Origin of the sequence: Pseudomonas sp. (assembly GCF_050739935.1) — a bacterium.
In the GTDB taxonomy this organism is placed as follows: domain Bacteria; phylum Pseudomonadota; class Gammaproteobacteria; order Pseudomonadales; family Pseudomonadaceae; genus Aquipseudomonas.
Window position 1 is genome coordinate 1 of sequence record NZ_JBOICF010000087.1, and the last position, 20,406, is coordinate 20,406.

19 protein-coding genes are annotated in these 20,406 nt (G+C 58.6%); 8 read left to right on the plus strand and 11 right to left on the minus strand.

Annotated elements, in window-relative coordinates; translation table 11 throughout:
- Positions 1-278: 278 nt before the first annotated feature.
- Both trxB and ACRER8_RS17505 read right to left on the minus strand, forming a co-directional pair.
- On the minus strand, positions 279-1,241 hold the full coding sequence (trxB, locus tag ACRER8_RS17500) for a thioredoxin-disulfide reductase (RefSeq protein ID WP_431747483.1): 963 nt from the start codon (positions 1,239-1,241) through the stop codon (positions 279-281).
- 161 nt (positions 1,242-1,402) lie between these two features.
- The gene (locus ACRER8_RS17505; protein WP_110948155.1) at positions 1,403-2,002 is read right to left on the minus strand and encodes a peroxiredoxin; all 600 of its coding nucleotides are present in this window, start codon (positions 2,000-2,002) and stop codon (positions 1,403-1,405) included.
- A 260-nt stretch (positions 2,003-2,262) separates the two neighbouring features.
- Here ACRER8_RS17505 and cysZ point away from each other — a divergent pair, with 260 nt between their 5' ends.
- A complete protein-coding gene (gene cysZ, locus ACRER8_RS17510) occupies positions 2,263-3,018 on the plus strand; it encodes a sulfate transporter CysZ (RefSeq protein ID WP_431747484.1) in 756 nt (251 codons plus the stop codon).
- 37 nt (positions 3,019-3,055) lie between these two features.
- Here the strand turns inward: cysZ and ACRER8_RS17515 are convergent, their stop codons facing one another.
- On the minus strand, positions 3,056-3,670 hold the full coding sequence (locus ACRER8_RS17515; protein ID WP_431747485.1) for a hypothetical protein: 615 nt from the start codon (positions 3,668-3,670) through the stop codon (positions 3,056-3,058).
- Positions 3,671-3,842: 172 nt separating this feature from the next.
- Between ACRER8_RS17515 and ACRER8_RS17520 the strand changes: the two genes are divergently transcribed.
- The 3 genes from ACRER8_RS17520 (at position 3,843) to ACRER8_RS17530 (ending at position 6,002) form a co-directional block, all read left to right on the plus strand.
- Positions 3,843-4,133, plus strand: coding sequence for a hypothetical protein (locus tag ACRER8_RS17520; RefSeq protein WP_431747486.1), 291 nt, complete (start codon positions 3,843-3,845; stop codon positions 4,131-4,133).
- A 48-nt stretch (positions 4,134-4,181) separates the two neighbouring features.
- The gene (locus ACRER8_RS17525) at positions 4,182-4,358 is read left to right on the plus strand and encodes a hypothetical protein (protein ID WP_431747487.1); all 177 of its coding nucleotides are present in this window, start codon (positions 4,182-4,184) and stop codon (positions 4,356-4,358) included.
- 477 nt (positions 4,359-4,835) lie between these two features.
- Positions 4,836-6,002, plus strand: coding sequence for a glycosyltransferase family 4 protein (locus ACRER8_RS17530; RefSeq protein WP_431747488.1), 1,167 nt, complete (start codon positions 4,836-4,838; stop codon positions 6,000-6,002).
- 161 nt (positions 6,003-6,163) lie between these two features.
- On the opposite strand, the gene ACRER8_RS17535 is transcribed toward ACRER8_RS17530, so the two are convergent.
- From ACRER8_RS17535 to ACRER8_RS17545, 3 genes are all read right to left on the minus strand, one after another.
- Positions 6,164-7,273 carry an NADH:flavin oxidoreductase gene (locus ACRER8_RS17535; RefSeq protein WP_431747503.1) on the minus strand — a complete coding sequence of 370 codons (1,110 nt, stop codon included), beginning with the start codon at positions 7,271-7,273 and terminating at the stop codon, positions 6,164-6,166.
- 289 nt (positions 7,274-7,562) lie between these two features.
- Positions 7,563-8,045, minus strand: a complete 483-nt coding sequence (locus ACRER8_RS17540) for a glutathione peroxidase (RefSeq protein WP_431747489.1) — start codon at positions 8,043-8,045, stop codon at positions 7,563-7,565.
- A gap of 122 nt (positions 8,046-8,167) precedes the next feature.
- The gene (locus ACRER8_RS17545) at positions 8,168-8,653 is read right to left on the minus strand and encodes an FKBP-type peptidyl-prolyl cis-trans isomerase (protein ID WP_431747490.1); all 486 of its coding nucleotides are present in this window, start codon (positions 8,651-8,653) and stop codon (positions 8,168-8,170) included.
- 90 nt (positions 8,654-8,743) lie between these two features.
- Between ACRER8_RS17545 and ACRER8_RS17550 the strand changes: the two genes are divergently transcribed.
- The 3 genes from ACRER8_RS17550 to ACRER8_RS17560 all read left to right on the plus strand — a co-directional run bounded on the left by ACRER8_RS17550 (position 8,744) and on the right by ACRER8_RS17560 (position 12,256).
- The gene (locus tag ACRER8_RS17550) at positions 8,744-8,983 is read left to right on the plus strand and encodes a DUF3565 domain-containing protein (RefSeq protein WP_431747491.1); all 240 of its coding nucleotides are present in this window, start codon (positions 8,744-8,746) and stop codon (positions 8,981-8,983) included.
- A 196-nt stretch (positions 8,984-9,179) separates the two neighbouring features.
- On the plus strand, positions 9,180-11,273 hold the full coding sequence (gene pta / locus ACRER8_RS17555) for a phosphate acetyltransferase (RefSeq protein ID WP_431747492.1): 2,094 nt from the start codon (positions 9,180-9,182) through the stop codon (positions 11,271-11,273).
- 83 nt (positions 11,274-11,356) lie between these two features.
- Positions 11,357-12,256, plus strand: coding sequence for an acyltransferase (locus ACRER8_RS17560; RefSeq protein ID WP_431747493.1), 900 nt, complete (start codon positions 11,357-11,359; stop codon positions 12,254-12,256).
- Positions 12,257-12,436: 180 nt separating this feature from the next.
- Here the strand turns inward: ACRER8_RS17560 and ACRER8_RS17565 are convergent, their stop codons facing one another.
- The 3 genes from ACRER8_RS17565 to ACRER8_RS17575 all read right to left on the minus strand — a co-directional run bounded on the left by ACRER8_RS17565 (position 12,437) and on the right by ACRER8_RS17575 (position 14,854).
- Positions 12,437-13,135 (minus strand): OmpA family protein, encoded by a 699-nt coding sequence (locus tag ACRER8_RS17565; RefSeq protein WP_431747494.1) that lies wholly within the window; start codon positions 13,133-13,135, stop codon positions 12,437-12,439.
- A 110-nt stretch (positions 13,136-13,245) separates the two neighbouring features.
- Positions 13,246-13,890: an MBL fold metallo-hydrolase gene (locus ACRER8_RS17570; protein ID WP_431747495.1), complete on the minus strand. Its 645-nt coding sequence runs from the start codon at positions 13,888-13,890 to the stop codon at positions 13,246-13,248.
- A gap of 154 nt (positions 13,891-14,044) precedes the next feature.
- Positions 14,045-14,854 (minus strand): sulfite exporter TauE/SafE family protein, encoded by an 810-nt coding sequence (locus ACRER8_RS17575; protein WP_431747496.1) that lies wholly within the window; start codon positions 14,852-14,854, stop codon positions 14,045-14,047.
- Between the two features lie 111 nt (positions 14,855-14,965).
- On the opposite strand from ACRER8_RS17575, the gene ACRER8_RS17580 reads away from it, so the two are divergent.
- A complete protein-coding gene (locus ACRER8_RS17580; RefSeq protein WP_431747497.1) occupies positions 14,966-15,730 on the plus strand; it encodes an AraC family transcriptional regulator in 765 nt (254 codons plus the stop codon).
- Positions 15,731-15,927: 197 nt separating this feature from the next.
- On the opposite strand, the gene ACRER8_RS17585 is transcribed toward ACRER8_RS17580, so the two are convergent.
- Both ACRER8_RS17585 and ACRER8_RS17590 read right to left on the minus strand, forming a co-directional pair.
- On the minus strand, positions 15,928-18,687 hold the full coding sequence (locus tag ACRER8_RS17585) for a LuxR C-terminal-related transcriptional regulator (protein ID WP_431747498.1): 2,760 nt from the start codon (positions 18,685-18,687) through the stop codon (positions 15,928-15,930).
- 353 nt (positions 18,688-19,040) lie between these two features.
- Positions 19,041-20,405, minus strand: coding sequence for a DUF1329 domain-containing protein (locus ACRER8_RS17590; RefSeq protein WP_431747504.1), 1,365 nt, complete (start codon positions 20,403-20,405; stop codon positions 19,041-19,043).
- Position 20,406 lies beyond the last annotated feature (1 nt).

Genomic DNA, 20,406 nt, shown 5'->3' on the forward strand with positions numbered 1-20,406 from the left:
TGAATTCGCTCCTACAGGTGTTGTTCATCAGCCACCAAGATCCAGCTCAACCAACTCCCCGCGCACATCGCGCCCATCGACGTGCAACACGCCTACGGTAATCGGTAGCTTGAACCGCCGATGACACTCTACTCGGCAGGTGTAGTCACCAAGAGCAAACACCCCGAGCAGGCGAAGCAGTTCCCGGATTTCTCCCACAGGTTTGAATCGCAAATCTCGCTTTGCGCAGACACAAAAAAACCGGCTCTTGAGCCGGTTTTTCGTTTTGGTGCACCTGATCAGAACGAAGCGTTTACCAGGCCGTCCAGGTAACGCTCTACGTCCAGTGCCGCCATGCAGCCTGCGCCAGCCGAGGTGATAGCCTGGCGGTACACGTGGTCAGCCACGTCGCCCGCCGCGAACACGCCTTCAACGCTGGTGGCCGTCGCATTACCTTCACGACCGCCCTGAACTACCATGTAGCCGTCTTTCAACGCCAACTGGCCTTCGAACAACGACGTATTCGGAGTGTGGCCGATGGCGATGAACACGCCGTCGACTTTCAGCTCCGAAGCACTGCCATCGTTGTTCTTCAGACGTGCGCCGGTCACACCCATGTTATCGCCCAACACTTCATCCAGCGTTGCGTTGAGCTTGAGCTCGATCTTGCCTTCAGCCACACGTGCGTGCAGCTTGTCGATCAGGATCTTCTCGGCGCGGAACGTGTCGCGACGATGAACCAAGGTCACTTTGCTGGCGATGTTGGCCAGGTAGAGCGCCTCTTCCACAGCGGTATTGCCACCGCCAATGACAGCCACAGGCTTGTTGCGATAGAAGAAACCGTCGCACGTCGCGCAGGCCGATACGCCCTTGCCCATGAACGCTTCTTCAGACGGCAGGCCCAGGTAGCGAGCGCTGGCGCCGGTGGCGATGATCAGTGCATCACAGGTGTAGGTGCCGCTGTCGCCCTTGAGGCTGAACGGTTTGCCAGCCAGATCAACGGCGTTGATGTGATCGAATACGATCTCGGTCTCGAAACGCTCGGCATGTTCGCGCATGCGCTCCATCAGCACCGGACCGGTCAGGCCATGGGGGTCGCCCGGCCAGTTGTCGACTTCGGTAGTGGTGGTCAATTGACCACCAGCCTGCATGCCGGTGATCAACAGCGGCTTGAGGTTGGCACGGGCCGCATAGACCGCAGCGCTGTAACCGGCAGGGCCGGAGCCGAGAATAATCACTCGGGAATGACGGACATCAGACATGACACACTCCTATCGACCGGCCATCGTGATGTGTGGTCGGAGTTACTGTGGTCTAAACCGGCGTACCGGCTGAAATAAAACGGATCGGCAAGCGCGCTTGGAGAAGAATCGCTCACCCATCCTGAAAACTTGAAGCTGCGACCGAAATCGCAGCGACGGTATTACAAGCTCTTGGCGTTCTCAGCCAGGTAGTCCGCCACGCCCGAAGCGTCAGCCTTCATGCCTTTCTGGCCTGGACGCCAGCCGGCAGGGCAGACTTCGCCGTGCTCTTCGGTGAATTGCAGCGCTTCGACCAGACGCACCATGTCGTCTACATCGCGGCCCAGTGGCAGGTTGTTCACGACCTGGTGCTGAACCACACCAGCCTTGTCGATCAGGAACGAACCGCGCAGCGCCACGCCGTCGTCGTGTTCGATGCCGTAGGCGCGAGTGATCTCGTGCTTGATGTCCGCAACCATGGTGAATTCGACTTCACCGATGCCGCCTTTCTCGACCGGAGTGTTGCGCCATGCGGCGTGAGTGAAGTGCGAATCGATGGAAACGCCAACCACTTCAACGCCCAACTCACGGAATTTGGCGATGCGGTTGTTGTGCGCGATGATTTCCGATGGGCACACGAATGTGAAATCCAGCGGCCAGAAAAACAGCACGACATATTTGCCGCGCAGAGAAGACAGTTGGAAGCTGTCGACGATCGAACCGTCACCCAAGACTGCCGCTGCTGTGAAATCAGGGGCTTGTTTGTTTACCAGAACGCTCATGACGACTCCTTGAAGGTTCAAAGTGAATGGGAATAGGTTTAAAAGTGCCCGCAAGCTTATCGGGGCAGCGAAGATTAAGGAAATATCGTTTCATTATCCAGCTCATAGGCTGCCCCTATTCCGGGAAGCTGCGGCCCGCCTGTTGTCGGTAGACTTTACCGCCACCTGATTGTTTCGGCGAATGTCACGGCATTGATCCAGCTTCCGCCTTTGTCACAAAGCCGGTAAGGTCGGCGCGTTTTCATCGTTTGGAGGCCCACATGCCCGCACCCGCTCTGTCCGGCCCGCAATACTTGCGCGAGGGTCTGAAACTGGTCTGCAGCCCTGGCCTGCGCTTGTTCGTCCTGATGCCGCTGACCATCAATCTTGTGCTATTTAGTGCGCTGATCTATTTCGCCGGTCACGAATTCAGCCTCTGGCTCGACTCGTTGATGCCGACCTTGCCCAGTTGGCTGAGCTTCCTCAATTACATCCTCTGGCCGCTGTTCGTGGTTCTGCTGGTGCTGATGGTGTTTTTCACCTTCACCATGATCGCCAATGTCATCGCCGCGCCTTTCAACGGTTTCCTCTCTGAAAAAGTCGAAGTGGTACTGCGCGGCACCGATGATTTTCCCGCCTTCAGTTGGGGCGAACTGATCGAAATGATCCCCCGCACCCTGAGCCGCGAGATGCGCAAACTCGGCTACTTCCTGCCGCGGGCCATCGGCCTGTTCATCCTGTCGTGGATCCCCATGGTCAACATCATCGCCGCGCCTCTCTGGCTGCTGTTCGGCGTGTGGATGATGGCCATCCAGTACATCGACTACCCCGCTGACAACCACAAAATGAGCTGGCAAGACATGCTCGCCTGGCTACGCGCCAAACGCTGGCAGAGCATGAGCTTTGGCGGGGTTGTCTATCTGGTGCTGCTGATCCCGGTGGTCAACATCCTGATGATGCCTGCGGCCGTAGCTGGGGCGACGTTGTTCTGGGTGAGGGAGCGTGGGGCGGAGACGCTGGCGGAGCGGATACGCTGACCGGATATGAAACGGCCTCGATATGAGGCTGTTTGAATCATCCAGCAACGGACGCCATGTTCAAGGCGATAAACACGCCAACTCCCCAGTAGACGATGCCGATGACCATCCAGACCGCGTTCCAAAGGGTCAAATGGGAGTTCTCGTTTGCCGCAGGGTCGTTATTCAGCCTGTTGATGAAAGACTGCACCCTGACCAGGATCGCCGATTGAAGCAGTAATGGAACGGTCGAAGCTATCAGCAGCACTGGAGCGGCTGGCCCAGAGTATGGAAGCCCGGCAACGCCCTGTACCAAGCCAGCCACAAAGCCGATGAGCGACGGGGCGAGGGCGATAAAAATTATGCCGCCTGCGTAAAAAGCCCAATAGGGCATGCCCGCTTTTCCCTGGTCTTTCAACGCACGATTGATTTTGGCGAAAAGCGAAGGCAGGTACACAAGGCCCAGCACACAGCGGGCGACTGGCCAAACGGGTCGCCCCGAATACGACTTGTACGCGGTCCAGTTCCTGAAACACCAATAAAGGCCATAAAGCCCGGAGGTCAGGATCAGCATGATTGCCAGCTTACGGAGCGACACGGTAAAAAATACCGCGTCGTTGTCATTTCTCTCGCTCAATTGCGCCACGGGCGGGGTATAAAAAACGTCAGACACATCAATGCCTCGGATGGTTGGAGACGCGCATCCTAAAGGCGAATCCGGGCTTTTTATCAATACCGAAAAAATCAGGACCAATCCTACAGAAGTCTTCCCTACATCCCACATCGCTCCCGTTTAACCATGGGCATGCCCGCTTCGGGCGTTTTCATCACTGGGAGTTCATGTCATGGAATCGAATCGTGTCAACGCGTCGAATCACGCACAATCGTCTCTGCGGCCGCAAAAACCCAAATCCGAGCCCAACGCACCTCAATTCATGCAGGCGCTGGCCGAGGCCGTGGAAACCGCCACCTCGAAGACACTGAGAGCCGAGCCCGCAAACCTTGCGAGACAGGTCAAACCTCGTTGCCATCTGAATCTGGTCAGCTTCAATCCCGTGCAAACCCACTACACCCCCGAGGCGGCAGCACTGGAGCGGGTTAGCAAGTCGAGAATTGTACCGTTCACAGCCAGTTGAGTTCATTGATCACCGCTGCGTACGCGCTTTTACATCGAGGATGTATACATGCATATTGAAGCCAATCAACGAATTAGCGATAGCATTGATAACTCATTGAAAAATAAAAATGCCCACGCGACGCAGACCAAAGCGTTTTCGGACATTCTAGATCAGACACTTTTTTCAAAACCTGATTTGGCCACTCGAACGTTGAACTGGCACGCGCTAGAAGCGATATATTGAACGCAGCAAGAGCTAGCCCTAAGACCGCAATAAAACTCGCACAACTATACTTACAACTCCCTGGGGTCGCCGCTGCTGGATTTTTCTGACCGACCCAACATCTGTTACTCTTTAACTGGTGAGCTGGTAACTTCTAAAACCAACAAGTATTTTCAACAAATCAGTCGTGCGATGCAGAAGCAATGCGAAAGCCTTATCGCGAAGAAACATCCAGAGGAACGCCTGCCGTGGAAGTTCTCGAAAAAATATTTAACCTTCACGACACCATGCCAACTCGATTTAGAGAAATGCTTGGCATATGAGAGAGATTGTCCCCGCTGAAACGTTGCGGGGACGAACTCCTATTCTCGTCACCCGTTGACAGTGAGCCGCATCCACTGATCCACCATTTTGTCATTCCAAACGAGCTGGCAGTCGTCACAAATCCATCACCCAACCGCCACACGAGCGCAACGCCAGCCTCTGAAACTGGCTGTCATGAGTAAACCCTTGCACATCACTCTTATCACTGAAACGTACGCCCCCGAGATCAATGGCGTCGCCAATACGCTAAGCAACCTGTGCGAAGGGCTGCGCCTGCGTGGGCATCGGGTTGAGGTGATTCGGCCGCGACAGCGTGAAGACGAGTCGCGCGCTTGCGGGGAGGATTTGATGTTGTGTCGTGGCTGGCCGATTCCGGGGTATCCGGGGCTGCAGTGGGGTCAGTCGTCGGTGCACAAGTTGTTGCACCGCTGGCAACGCGACCGGCCGGACGTGCTGTACATCGCTACCGAAGGCCCTTTGGGTCTGTCTGCCCTGAGGGCAGCGCGGCGACTGCGAATTGCGATCGTCAGCGGCTTTCACACCAACTTCCAGCAGTACTCGCATCAGTATGGGCTGGGGGTAGTCAGCCTTTTGCTGACTTCGTATCTGCGCTGGTTTCACAACCGTTCGAATGCGACGCTCGTGCCGAGCATCAGTCAGAAGACCAACCTTGCGCGACGCGGTTTCGAGCGGCTGGAACTGTTGTCACGGGGCGTGGATTGTCAGCTGTTCAATCCGTGCAGACGCTCGAATTTTCTGCGCGAGAATTGGGGATTGGAGCCCGGTGATATAGCGATTCTGCATGTAGGGCGATTGGCGCCGGAAAAGAACCTGGGCCTGCTCAAGACCACCTTCGACAATCTGGTGGCGGCCTATCCGGCAAAGAAGTTCAGGTTGGTGATCGTCGGTGATGGTCCGGTGCGAGCGATGCTGCAGCAGCAACTGCCTGATGCGATCTTCTGCGGGCCCCAACGCGGCGATACCCTGGCGACGCATTATGCGTCGGGGGATCTGTTTCTGTTTCCGAGCATGACCGGGACTTTCGACAATGTGGTCCTCGAAGCACTGGCTTGCGGGTTGGGGGTGGTCGCATATGACCAAGCGGCGGCGGCCCAGCATATCAGTCATGGCCATAATGGCGCCGTGGCGATGCCAGGGGATCAGGAAGGATTTATCGATGCCGCACGCTGGATGCTGGAGGACGACGAAACCCTGCGCCGAGTGCGTTTGAATGCACGACAGCACGCGAGTCGCCAAGGTTGGGCCGGGGTTATCGAAACGCTCGAGTGCTATTTGCGGGCGGCGAGCGAGACGCGGGACGGGACGGTGTTGGGGGTCTAGCGCCATTCTCTGCCAACACCCCATCTGTGGGAGTGAGCTTGCTCACGAATGCGTCAGGTCAGATGCCTTGATGTCGGCTGACACAACGCCTTCGTGAGCAAGCCCACTCCTACAGTGTGTTCATTCAAAAAGAACCGGACGCATCGAAGGGCCCAGCCAAATTATTCAAGCTTACCCAGCGCATCGCGGCTGAACGGCAGGATGTCTTCTTCGCGGCCATCACGCACCTTCATCGCCCAATCCGGATCGACCAGCAGCGCGCGGCCTACCGCCACCAGATCGAATTCGTCGTCGTTCAGGCGCTTGAGGAGGTTTTCGAGGCTGGCCGGTTGCGCGACCTTGTCGGTATTGACCATGAACTGCAGGAATTCGCCGTCCAGACCGACACTGCCGACGGTGATAGTCGGTTTGCCGGTGAGTTTGCGGGTCCAGCCGGCGAGGTTCAGGTCAGAACCTTCGAACTCAGGCTCCCAAAAACGGCGCGTCGAGCAATGGAAAATGTCCACACCCGCGTCAGACAGCGGCTTGAGGAAAGCGCTCAACTCCTCCGGCGTCTGCACCAGACGCGCGGCGTAGTCCTGCTGCTTCCACTGGGAATAGCGGAAGATGATTGGGTAATCAGGGCCGACAGCCGCACGTACGGCCTCAATCAACTCGATGGCAAAGCGTGAACGGTGGGCCAGATCCCCGCCGTATTCATCGGTGCGCTGATTGGTGCCTTCCCAGAAGAACTGGTCAACGATATAGCCGTGGGCGCCGTGGATCTCCACGCCATCCATGCCGATCGCTTTTGCATCTTTAGCGGCTTGGGCGAAAGCAGTGATGACGTCGGCGATGTCCTGCTTGCTCATGCCATGAACGACAACGTTGCCGTCCTTGAGCTTTTCAGTCGGGCCGTAAGCCGGAACGGTCCCATCAGGTTCGGTGCCCAGCCGGCGTACAGCACCCACGTGCCAGAGCTGAGGGACGATCTTGCCGCCTTCGGCATGAACGGCTTCGACCACTTTCTTCCAGCCCGCCAGCGCGGCTTCGCCGAAAAACTGCGGCACATTCGGATAGCCGTTGGATGCCTTGTGGCCGACAGTCGTGCCTTCGGTGATGATCAGACCCACACCCGCGGCAGCGCGACGGCGATAGTACTCGATGACTTTTGAATTCGGCACGCCACCCGGTGAGAACGAACGGGTCATGGGCGCCATCACTACACGCGTCGGTAATTCCAGGCTGCCCATGTGAAAGGGTTTGAACAAGGCTTTGACTGGCATGCAAATGTCCTCGGCTACAGGAAAATATTATGAAGGTCATACAGAATGAGCCGACAGAAGCCCCACGCCTAGCACTATTGATTTAGGTGATTAAGGTTTAGAAGCCGAAGTGAAGAATCAATAGGTTGCGGGGTGGAGATGCGCCCCTGCTGTGGGAGCGAATTCATTCGCGAGACGGCATGAAGGATGATAGAGATGCAGCGCCTGAACGACCCATTCGCGAATGAATTCGCTGTCACCGGGATCAGCGGCTGAATTCAAGTATCGAGAAGGATCTGATCAGTCAAGACAACTATCAATGCAGCGCTTTTTCGATCGCCTGAATCACCGCAGGGTCATCCGGCGTGGTACGTGGCGAGAAGCGAGCCAGGACGCGACCGTCCTGCCCAACGAGAAATTTTTCGAAGTTCCAGGTGATATCCCCCGGGAACTCGGCACCTTCGCCTGCCAACATCTGATAAAGCCGGTGACGATGAGGGCCGTTCACTTCGAGCTTGTCACCTAGCGGGAACGTGACGCCATAATTCAGCGAACAGAATTGCTGAATCTCTTCCTGAGTGCCCGGCTCCTGGCCTGCGAACTGGTTGCACGGCAGTCCCAGAACACTGAAGCCCCGGTCCTTGTACTTCTGATAGAGGGTTTCAAGCGCTGCATATTGTGGCGTGAGGCCACATTTGGAGGCCACATTGACCACCAACACCACCTTGCCCTTGAGTGGCGCGAGGGGCAGTTCCTGGCCATCCAGAGCTTTTAATTTCAGGTCGTGAAATATACTCATGACGAAACTCCCCCTAAAAACCATTGGCCGCAAAAAGGCGCCCTGTCAGGCCGTGAAAACAAAACCGTTTTCACACAGCCTGCGAGGACGCCTGGCCGGCTAATTGAGTTTAGCAGGACAAATCAGTGCTGATGGCCACCTTCGCCATGCACATGACCGTGAGCGAGTTCTTCATCGCTGGCGTCCCGGATGGCGACGATCTTGACCTGGAAATTCAGGCGCTGGCCGGCGAGTGGGTGGTTGCCGTCGACAGTTACGTCATCGCCGTCCAGATCACGGATGGTGACGATCTGCATCTGGCCATCCGGAGCGGACGCGTGGAACTGCATACCGACTTCCAGCTCGTCGACACCTTCGAACATGCTGCGATTCAGGGTGCTGACCAGTTCGGCCGAGTATTCGCCGTAGGCGTCTTCAGGCTCGATGGCGACTTTCAACTCGTCGCCGACGTCCTTGCCTTCCAGTGCCTTTTCCAGACCCGGAATGATGTTACCTGCGCCTTGCAGATAAACCAGCGGCGCGCCGCCGGCAGAACTGTCGATGACCTCACCAGCGTCATTGGTCAGGGTATAGTCAATGGAGACAGCCTTGTTGGCGGCGATCGGCATGGGGCAAGACCTTTTGCAAATAGATATGAGCGACCAAGTCTAACCAAGCCCTCGCGCGAAAGCGAACGCAACTCAGACGGACGGCCCCGATTGCGCGACCCTCTATTGCCTCAGAGCGACATCATGATTATCAACTTTCATCAGGACGAGGACCGACACTGGGTCGTCGAACTCTCCTGCGGCCACACCCAGCATCTACGCCATCTACCGCCGTGGCAGTCGCGGGCCTGGGTGCTCGATGCGCACAAGCGACAGGAAAAAATAGGGCAATCCTTTCGCTGTGGCTGGTGCGCACAGGGGGCAGATAACGATAACCTTGTGCCCCGTTGAGACGCTGCTGCTGAACAGCGTCCTGTTTTATCCGGTCCATTGGCGACTCGGGTTTGTAAGAAAAGTCGGCGAGCGAAGGTCAGGCGAGCCTGTTTTTAACGCAGCATGGCGGGTAGCACCAACGGCGCCCGGCCTGCAGCCACTTTTCGTACAAAACCATGTCATGGCCTTTGCACGCTCACCTTGAGAAGCCCGCATGCAAACTTTCTTTATCGCGCCCACAGACTTCGGTGTGGGTTTGACGTCCATCAGCCTAGGGCTGGTGCGCACCCTGGAGCGCGCCGGACTCAAAGTCGGCTTTTTCAAACCCATCGCCCAGCCTCATCCCGGCGACCTTGGACCTGAACGCTCAACCGAACTGATCGCTCGCACTCATGGGCTCAAGCCGCCCAAACCACTGGCTTTGGCCCATGTCGAACGTATGCTTGGCGAAGGTCAACTGGATGAGTTGCTGGAAGAAATCATCAATCTTTACCAGCAAGCCTCGGTTGGTCGCGATGTATTGATTGTCGAAGGCATGGTGCCTACCCGCAGCGCCAGTTATGCCGCGCGGGTCAACCTGCACATGGCCAAGGCGCTGGATGCGGAAGTGATTCTGGTTTCGGCGCCGGAAAACGAAGTGCTCACCGAGCTTTCCGGCCGAGTGGAGTTGCAGGCGCAGATGTTCGGAGGCCCGAAAGACCCGAAAGTGCTGGGCGTGATCCTCAACAAGGTGCGCACCGATGAAAGCATGGAGGTCTTCTCAGCGCGTCTGAAAGAACATTCCCCGTTGCTGCGCAGCGGTGATTTCCGCCTGCTGGGCTGCATCCCGTTTCAGGCGGACCTCAATGCTCCGCGCACCCGTGACGTCGCGGACCTGCTGGGCGCGCAGGTGATCAACGCTGGCGATTACGAACAGCGGCGCATGTCGAAAATCATCATCTGCGCGCGCACGGTACTCAACACCCTGCAATTGCTCAAACCGGGCGTACTGGTAGTAACGCCGGGGGATCGCGACGACATCATTCTCGCCGTAAGCCTGGCAACCCTGAACGGGGTGCCGCTGGCCGGTCTGTTGCTGACCAGCGACACCCTCCCCGACCCGCGCATCATGGACCTGTGCCGTGGCGCGTTGCAGGCCGGTCTGCCGGTATTGTCGGTCAGCACTGGGTCGTACGACACCGCCAACCAGCTCAATCAATTGAACAAGGAGATCCCGATCGACGACCGCGAGCGCGCGGAAATCATCACTGATTTCGTTGCCAGTCACCTGGACGCCAACTGGCTGCATCAACGGTGCGGCACGCCGCGTGAGATGCGCCTGTCTCCGGCCGTGTTCCGTTATCAGTTGATCCAAAGGGCGCAAGCGGCGAATAAGCGCATTGTCTTGCCCGAGGGCGCAGAGCCGCTGACCGTCCAGGCAGCGGCGATCTGTCAGGCCCGAGGCATTGCACGCTGTGTGCTGCTGGCCAAACCCGAAGAGGTGCAGGCAGTCGCTCGCGCCCAAGGCATTGAACTGCCACCGGGGCTGGAAATCCTTGACCCGGATGATATCCGCGAGCGCTATGTGGGGCCGATGGTCGATCTGCGTCGAAACAAGAGTCTCAACGCGCCGATGGCCGAGCAACAACTGGAAGACCCGGTGGTGATTGGCACCATGATGCTGGCGCTCGATGAGGTCGATGGTCTGGTGTCCGGGGTGGTTCATTCCACCGCCAACACCATCCGCCCGGCCCTGCAACTGATCAAGACCGCGCCGGGCTGCACCTTGGTGTCCTCGGTGTTTTTCATGCTGTTCCCCGAGCAGGTGCTGGTCTACGGTGACTGCATCATGAACCCGCATCCGACCGCTCAGGAACTGGCAGAAATCGCCGTGCAGAGCGCTGATTCGGCCGTTGCCTTCGGCCTGTCGCCACGGGTGGCGATGATCAGCTATTCCAGTGGCAATTCGGCCAGTGGCGAGGAAGTGGAAAAGGTTCGTGAAGCCACGCAACTGGCGCAGGAAACCCAGCGCGGTCTGTTGATTGATGGTCCGCTGCAATACGACGCAGCGGCCAACGAAAATGTGGCGCGGCAACTGGCGCCGGACAGCCCGGTCGCCGGCCGCGCCAACGTGTTCGTCTTTCCTGACCTCAATACTGGCAACACCACGTACAAGGCAGTGCAACGCAGTGCGGACTGCGTAAGCCTGGGCCCGATGCTGCAAGGGCTGCGCAAGCCGGTCAACGACCTGCCGCGCGGGGCTCAGGTCGACGACATCGTCTACACCATCGCCCTCACCGCGATTCAGGCGGCAACCTTGCCTCAGTGAAGTTGGCCTGCAATAGCCTTTAACCACAATAACGCCGCCGGGAACTCACCGGCGGCTGTCTTACCTTCGGAGTTCGATCCCCCATGGATTTTTTGCCCGCCCCCTTGCGCGGCGTCATCGCCTCGCTGCTGTTGGCGCTCAATACGATTGTCTGCTGCACACCGCTGTTCATCGTCGCGATCTTCAAACTGTGCCTGCCCTTCCCCGCTGCGCAGAAGGTTATGGACTGGCTGATGAGCCATATTCATGAGGCCTGGATCAGCAACAACAACGCTTGGATGAACCTGCTCGGCCACACCCGCTGGCATCTGAGCGGCCTGGAAAGTCTGGACTATCAGCACTCGTATCTGGTGACCAGCAACCACCAGAGCTGGGTCGACATCATGGTCTTGCAGTACGTGTTGAACCGACGCGTTCGTCCGCTGAAGTTCTTCCTCAAGCAGGAGCTGATCTGGGTCCCGGTGATCGGTCTCGCATGGTGGGCGCTGGGCTTCCCGTTCATGAAGCGTTACAGCAAGGCGTATCTGACCAAGCATCCGGAAAAGAAAGGCAAGGACCTGGAAACCACCCGCCGTATCTGCGCGAAGTTTCGCAACAATCCGGTAGGGATCTTTAACTTCGCGGAAGGCACGCGCTTCACCAAAGGCAAACACGCCCAGCAGAACTCACCGTTTCGCTACCTGCTCAAGCCCAAAGCGGGCGGCATTGCCTTCGTGCTGGACGCCATGGGCGAGCAGCTGGAATCCATCATCAACGTGACCATTCACTATCCCGCTGGCCAGCCGGGTTACTGGGATTTGCTGTGCGGCAGGGTTCGCGAGGTGGTCGCGCATTTCGAGCAAGTGCAGATTCCTCAGCAGTTCATTGGCAAGAGCTACGATCAGGACGAGGCCTATCGAACCGAATTTCAGCGGTGGATCAATCGGCTATGGGAAGAGAAGGATGTGCTGCTGGGCCAGATGCATGAGCGTTATCCTGGTTGAATAACGTCGAATGAAGCGCCCCTGCGGGAGCAAATTCATTCGCGAGACGGCGGTACATCCTGCGCAATCTGTCGTCTGTAACGGCATCTCGCGAAATTTCGCTCCCACAGAAACCCGCATCGACCAGAAATAAAAACCCCGACACAAAGGTCGGGGTTTCGGGGTATTACCAGCAACTTATTACTGCTGCTGATACTGCTGACCGGGAATCGGCTTGAGGTTGACCTCTACCCGGCGGTTCTGAGCGCGGCCGTTGACGTCGGCGTTGCTCGCAATTGGCGAGTCCGGACCGGCACCGCGGACCGACAGGTGGGAAGCGTCCACCCCTTGCGACGTCAGATAAGTCGCCACGCTCTGTGCGCGCTGTTGCGACAGATCCATGTTGTGCTGGCGGCTGCCGGTGCTGTCGGTGTAACCGACGATTTCGATCACGTTCTGGTTGTATTGCTTCAGCGACCCGGCCAGGTTATTCAGAGGCGAATAGAAGCTGCTGGCAATCGCCGAGGAGTCGGTAGCGAACGTGATGTTGCCTGGCATGACCAGCTTGATATTGTCGCCCTCACGCTGCACTTCAACACCCGTGTTGGCCATGCTCGCGCGTAGCGCGGCTTCCTGCTTGTCGGCGTAATAACCGTATCCGGCCGCGCCAGCGCCGACCACAGCGGCGCCGATCAGCGCTCCCTTGCCGCGGTTGTTGTGGTCGATGGCCGCACCAGCGACGGCACCGGCCAGCGCACCCAGACCACCGTATTTGGCGGTCTTGCTCACGCCGCCGGAATTCTGTGCCTGCCCCTGATTGTCGTAAGGATTCTGCGTCGCGCAGCCGGACAAGACAGCGAGCGCAGTGGCGGCGATGATCGAACGGCGAATGGTAAACATCAAGGAAAGCTCCTGTATTGCTTGCTTTGGCGCAACGATAAAAAACCCTGGCCATGTGCGCGGTTAGAGCATGACAGTAGTCAAAAATTCCTTAACGCTACCTGAATGATTCATGCTCTTACAAAAGGGTTTTCACGCATTTCATCACCCAGCCGCGTGTCCGGCCCATGCCCTGTCACCACGGTCGCCCCCTCATCCAGCGTGTACAGCCGCTTCTTGATCGAGCGCACGAGGGTCGCTTGGTCGCCGCCCCATAAATCCGTGCGCCCAACCCCACGCCTGAACAACGTATCGCCGGCAATCAACAGCTTCGCATCCTCGAACCAGAAGCTCATCGACCCCGGTGTGTGCCCCGGCGTGTGCAACGCCACACCGCACCCGCACGCCAATTCCTCATCGTGCGCAAGCCAGCGATCCGGCGAAGGAACTGGCACATAAGGCACACGAAACACCTGACACTGGGTTTCGAGGTTGTCCCACAGAAACTGATCCTCTTTATGCAGGTGCAACGTCGCCCCGGTCTTCTCCTTCAACTGCCCCGATGCCAGAAAATGATCCAGATGCGCGTGGGTGTGAATGATGCTGACGACCTTCAAGCCGTGGGCTTCGAGCCTCGCAAGGATCAGCTCATGATTGCCACCGGGATCGACCACAATCGCCTGCTTGGTGACCGGGTCGCCGATGATCGTGCAGTTGCACTGCAAAGGGCCGACGGGGAAGGTTTCGCGGATGAGGGTGGGTTTGGTGGGTTGCATGATGGCCTGAACGCAATGAGTGGAGTGCGGGCGTTGCCCGGGCAGTCGATGCCCAAGGTTCACCTGAAACCTGCGGCCGTTCAACTCGTAGTTGCTTTAATACGCGCGCAACGCGACAGGCGATGGCACTTGGTGTGGTACCGAGCAAACCTGATCACACCAAAACCATGCTCATCATCACCGCCATCAGCAATCCCACATACGCCCATGCGTGCAGTCGATCAGGGATGCGCCCCACCCACCGAGCCGCCAGGCGCATTCCGAACCACGCGCCCAGGGTGAGTACGGCGAAGGCACCGAGATTGACGTAGCCGATATAACCCGGACCCAGCCCTGTATTGCTTAAGCCGGTCAGCATGTAAGTGGCTGTGCCGACCAGTGCCACTGGCAGGCTCAGCGGGTTGGCCATGGACGTCGACTGGGTCATGCTCAAACCACAGCGGCGCAGCAAAGGAACGGTCATCACACTACCGCCCACCCCCAGGAACGTTGCAATGGCGCCGATGGCGATACCACCTGGCCCAACGCTCCAGCGGCTCAGCTGACGCGGCTCGCCCTCGAAGGTAGGTGAGACAAATCCGCGTCTGCACAGGCAATCGACGATGGTGATTGCCAGATAAATGACGAACGCGATGCGCAGCGTTTGCCCGCTGACGAAGCCTGCCGCGACCGCGCCGATCAGTGAACCCACGGCAATGAAGCCCGCCAACGGCCAGAGCCAGGCTTTGAGCAGGGTGCCGGCGCGAGCTGATCGGCGAGTGCTCAATGACGCATTGACGATCATCACGCATGTGGAGGTCGCCACGGCAACGTGCATGGCTGCCTGTTCGGCCAATGCCCCGCCCGTGCCACTGATCAGCACGCCATACAGCACCGGCACCACCACGAAGCCGCCACCAAAACCGAATAACACCGTCGTCACGCCCGAAAAACCGCCGAACAGAACCAGAAGTAGGTAGGTCATCGCGCCAAGCCCTTTAAAAAGTTGCGCGAACAATAGGCAAATTGATTGGGTCAAGCTTGAGGATTCAGGCCATTCATGTTTGTGTTTCGGCCAGACACTGAAGGAATCGTTATGCGCAATATCTCCATCGACACCCTCGACGGCACACCGCGCCCGGTCGTTGCGATCGGCAACGACTATGCCGACGGTCACCTGCTGCGTCGGCATCACCACCGGCGTGCGCAGTTGCTGTACGGTTCGACGGGAGTGATGAAGGTCTCCACCGAGCAAGGCGACTGGGTGGTGCCGCCCCAGCAAGCGGTGTGGATTCCTCCACAGCTGGAACATGAGGTATTGATGCTCGGCGTCACCACCCGCAGCCTGTACATCGAACCCTCTGCGATACCTGTTTCGCGGGACGTCTGCGAAGTGATCGGCGTCTCGCCCCTGCTGCGCCAATTGCTGATCGAGGCCGTGGAGATGCCGCTCGCGTATGACCCTGAAGGTCGCGACGGGGTGCTGATGTCGCTGTTGCTGCTGGAAATAGAACGGGCGCGCGAGCTGCCGCTGCACATCCCATTACCCGACGAACCGGGTCTGCTGGCTCGCTGCCAGAGCTTCCTGCAATACCCGAATGTTCACCAATCACCGCAAGACTGGGCTCGGGATCTGTTTATCAGCGAGCGCTCGTTCAGCCGCCGTTTTCGCGAGCAGACACAGATGAGTTTCGGCCAATGGCGTCAGCGCGCCTGTGTGGTACTGGCCCTGTCACGACTGTCCACGGGAGAATCGGTTACCCGTATTGCGCTGGATCTTGGCTATGAAAGCCCCGCAGCCTTTTCGACGATGTTCCGTCGTTTGGTGGGTTGCGCGCCGAGTCGGTATTCCATTGTTTAAGTCGGCGTGAACGAGCGGCGCAGTGCCCTATCAGCAGCCATGGGTACTGTTCAACGGCTGTTGCTTTAACCCCTACGCCCCTCCGAGTGAGTCTTCGTTCTGGACAGACGGTTTGCGCGGCGAAGCGCTGCTGAGGTCTCACAGACAGTATCGAATCGAATCGCGGGACGGCGCACTCGGCAGAGCGCGAGCGATCGCTACCCCAACAACCCCAACTCCTGCGCACGCGCCACGGCCTGTGTTCTGCGCTCTACGCCCAGTTTGCTGTTGATGTGGCTGGCGTGGGTTTTAACGGTGTGCAGGGAGATGAACAGTCGCTCGCTAATTTCCTGATTTGAGCAGCCTTGGGCAATGAGTTGCAGGACGCCAAGTTCGCGTGCGCTGAGGGCTTCGCCGCCGGGGCATGGGAGGGGGTCGCTGATGTCCCGCGCGCAAGGTAGCTCTTTCCCGCTGTCGGGCGGAAGCTGATCGAGCAGGTAGTCGACGAGTCGGCAACGCGGGCGTTTGAGCAGCTGCTCGCGCAGCCAGTCCGGGTGTTGGCGGATGACGTCGAGCAATGGCAGCACGGCTCCGCCCATAGCGCTTTGGAGGCCGCGATCGAGCAGGTGCTGCGCCTTGGTCCTGTCCCGCGTATCGAGGGCCAACAGGAGGTGCTGGCTCATCGCATTCAGCCCCAGCAAGCCCGCGCCCACTTGCTCGGCGTACTGCTTGAGCTGCGTCAGACGGTGAGAGGACGCCTCGATGCGGCCCTGAATCTTGTCCAGCATGGCGCGCAGCAGTTCGATGTGCTGCGGCATTTGCGGCATGCATTCCGGCGCAGCCGCAGGGTGATCCCCGCCGTAGGTCTGGCCCAGCCGCAGCAGCCAGGCATCGGCCAGATCGATCCGTCCCTGCGCCAGCCACAACTCGCATTTGGCCAGGGTAATCATCGCCAGGTAATAAACCGGAGGCACGTCCCAGATATGCATGAGCCGCTCAGCCTCGGCCAGCTCGGCAAAGGCTTCGGCGAACCGCCCTTCTCGGCCTTCCAGCCCGGCAATGATGCAATGACCGATTAACACGCTGATATCGCGACACGCTCGCGCTTCAGCCAGACCTGTAGTAAGCCGCGCGCGCCCTGCCTCAAACTGCAGGCACTGGACGAGCAGATAGCCTTCATACAACGTCAACCGCGCGCGCACCGCATAGAGCCGCTGCGACGACAGCCCGTTCAGACGGCGCAAACCTTGGCGCACTTCTTCCAGCGAGCGCAATGCCTCGCCGCGGGCCTGTAATGTGCGCGCCCGGTCGTAATGCGCCAATGCCTCGAACAGCGGGTTGGCGACCCTCTGTGCCAGTTCCAGTGCATCGCGATTCAGCGCCCGGGCACGCCACAGATCCCCCTTGGCCAGCGCCAGATTGGCCAGCGTCGACAGGCACAGCAGCCGCTGCCCATAGCGTTTCTGCGGCAGGCTGGTCAGCGCTTCGCTGCAATAGCGGTGGGCGGTTTCGCTGTCCCCGCGACCGCGGGCGATGATGCCGCTGAGCGCCAGCCACTGCGCCAGCATGGACTTCTGCGCCGTAGCTGACGGCGCCGGCAGGAAGCGGCTCAGGTGATTGCCCAACTCTTCGGCCGCATCAAGCTGACAGGCCAGCCCCAACGCCCAGGCATACAGCACGATCAGGCGTGGCGTGCTGATCAGCAGGCTGTCGGGCAGGTCCATCTTCCAGCGCAGCAGCATGCCGACGTTCTGTTCGGCCAGCAGTTGCTCTTCTGAAAGGTTTTGCACCAGATTGGCAGCGACATCGTGGTGCCCTGCGCGCAGTGCTTGTTCGATGGCTTCATCCAACAAACCTTGTTCACTGAACCAGCGGCAGGCATTGAGGTGCAGCCGTCTTTGCTGCGGTGCGACCGTGCTACCGGCCCGCGCCCGCAGCAGATCGGAAAACAAATGGTGATAGCGAAACCAGCGCCCGCTTTCATCGAGCGGCACGAGAAACACTTGATGCGATTGCAGGAAGGCGAGCATTTCGGCGCTGTCGTGGCTGTCGCGTGCGGCGTTGCACAACGAGCTGCAGAACCGCTCGAGGCAAGCAGTTTCATATAAGAACGCTTGAACATCGGTGGGCAGGCAATCGATGACTTCTTCAAGGAGGTAGTCGCGGATCAAACCCTCGCCACCGTTGAGTTCCTGGGTCAGGGTATTGCTCCCGGCCTCGGCGGCGGCAAGCAGCCAGAAACGCAAGCCGGCGACCCAGCCTTCACTGCGTTGCAGCAAAGTGTGCAGCGCCTCTTCGGTCAGCGAACTGCTGTGCTGATCCAGCACAGCCATCGACTCATCATCGGTCAGACGCAGGTCTTGTTCGGACAGTTCGAGCAGTTGGCGTGAAAGGCGCAGCCGCGCCAGATGCCAGTCGGGGCGCTGACGGCTGGTGACCATGACGATCATGCCCGCGGGCAAGTGATTGAGGAGAAACTGCAGGCAGCGATCGAGCACCGGCCCTTGCACGAGATGGTAGTCGTCAAGCACCAATAACAGGGGCTTGCTCAACATCAGATGCATCGCCAACTCGTCGAGCAGGCTGTCCAGCCATTCTTCGAAGGCAAATGGCTGATGCCGCTGACGCATTTTCAGCAAACCTAGCGCCTGGTTGCCGAGTTGCGGGAAGAATTGTTGAAGGCCGCAAAGAAGCCTTTCGAGGAACCGACCGGGATCGCTATCGCGTTGACTGAGGCCAAGCCAGAGGTTTTGCCATTGGGCGGGAAGGCTCTCGCAGAATTCCACCGCCAGCGAACTTTTGCCGAATCCGGCCGGCGCACTGATCAACAGCAGACGCCCGGACAGCCCCGCACTCAGCCGTTCGCACAGCCTGGGCCTTGGCACGTAGCCTTCTGGCAGGGGTGGGCGGAAGAAACGTCCTTCCAACGCAGTGACTGCGTGATTTGCGATTCCTTGCAAACGCGACAGATCAGTCATGGCCGGCTCTTGTTAGAAGTGCTTGTTATTCGGCGTTCAGATGTCGGGAGACTAGCGGCTATGTCGGCGCTTTTGAAGAATGTTCGACGAAAGACTGTAAGAAAACATATCCAATCAACAGGGCGAATGTTGCTTCATATGTTTTGGGGAGATTCAGCTGCGTACACATTACGGCTGTGGGAGTGAGCTTGCTCACCAACGCTGACCAGGTCGGTCATAAAAACACCCCGACGAATCGGGGCGCTTCTTCTTGCGGCTATGGGGTTCAACCATAGAAGTAAAGCGGCGGAGGACAACGGTGCGCTGTAGCTGTGATCAACGGTGCACGGCTCTCCGCCAATTCGCTCGGACGATCAGCGCACGCCTTCCTGACGCAGGGCGTTGGGCTGGAACTCGCTCATGGTGGCAGTGAAGCCGAAGTCGTATGCCTTCCGTTCTTCGTTCTTCATGCCCAGTGCCAGGTAACGGCCGGACTGCAGGTCATACAGGGTTTCCAGGGCGTACCACGGCACTTGTTTGTCGTAGTAGTTCTCGGCATGAGCTTCGGCGACGCGCCACAGTTGGCCACGACCGTCGTAATGATCGATCACCGCTGCCTGCCAGGTGTCTTCGTCGATGAAGAAGTCACGCTTGGCGTAGATGTGGCGCTGGCCTTCTTTCAGGGTCGCGGTCACGTGCCATACACGACGCAGCTCGTAACGCGCCAGGTCCTGATTGATGTGGCCAGCCTTGATGATGTCGGCGTATTTGAGCTTCGGGTCGTCAAGCTTGTAGCTGTCGGAGGCGATGTACATCTCTTGCTTGCCGATCAGTTTCCAGTCGTAGCGATCCGGCGCGCCGTTGTACATGTCGAGGTTGTCGGAGGTACGCAGACCGTCAGCGGCCGTACCTGGACCGTCATAAGACACCTGTGGGGCACGACGCACGCGGCGCTGCCCGGCGTTGTAGACCCATGCCGCGCGAGGCTCTTTCACCTGGTCGAGGGTTTCGTGCACCAGCAGTACGGAGCCTGCCAGACGTGCCGGGGCGGTCACTTCCTGCTTGAAGTAGAACAGAATGTTGCCGGGGTTCTTCGGATCGAAGTCTTTCATCTTGTCGCGGAAGACAAATTCGTCGTGGAAGTAAACCGGGTTGAACGAGCCGTTGGTTTGCGGCGTGGCCTGGGTGACCAGGCGCGAGACGCTGCCGCCGCGATAGCGGGTGATGTGGTTCCAGATAACTTCGAGTCCGTCCTTGGGGATCGGAAACGGCACGGCGGTTTCAAAGTTTTCCAGACCGTTTCCGCCGCCAACCAGCTTGGTGTTGGTGGCGTTCTTTTTGATGGCGGCGAACACATCGGCGGGCACGGTTGCGCCGCGATGCGACGGGTAGACCGGCATCTTGAAGGTGTCCGGATAACGCTTGAACATCGCGTATTGACCCGGTGCCAGGTTGTTTTTGTACTGCTCCACGTTTTGCGCGGTGATGGTGAACAGCGGCTTCTCATTGGCGTACGGGTTGGCCAGGAAGCCTTTGTCGTCCACAGCGCCCGCGTTGGTCGGCATCGGGCTCCAGGCAGGAATGGTATTGGCAGCATTGCCTGCCTTTTCGGCACCCATCGGGGTCAAGGTCGTGCCCAGCTTGGCAGCTTCAGAATCGGACACCGCAGCCATCACACCGGTCGCCAGCAATGACAGACCCAGCACGCCGACGTGCAACAGCCCCTTGGTGATTTTCATG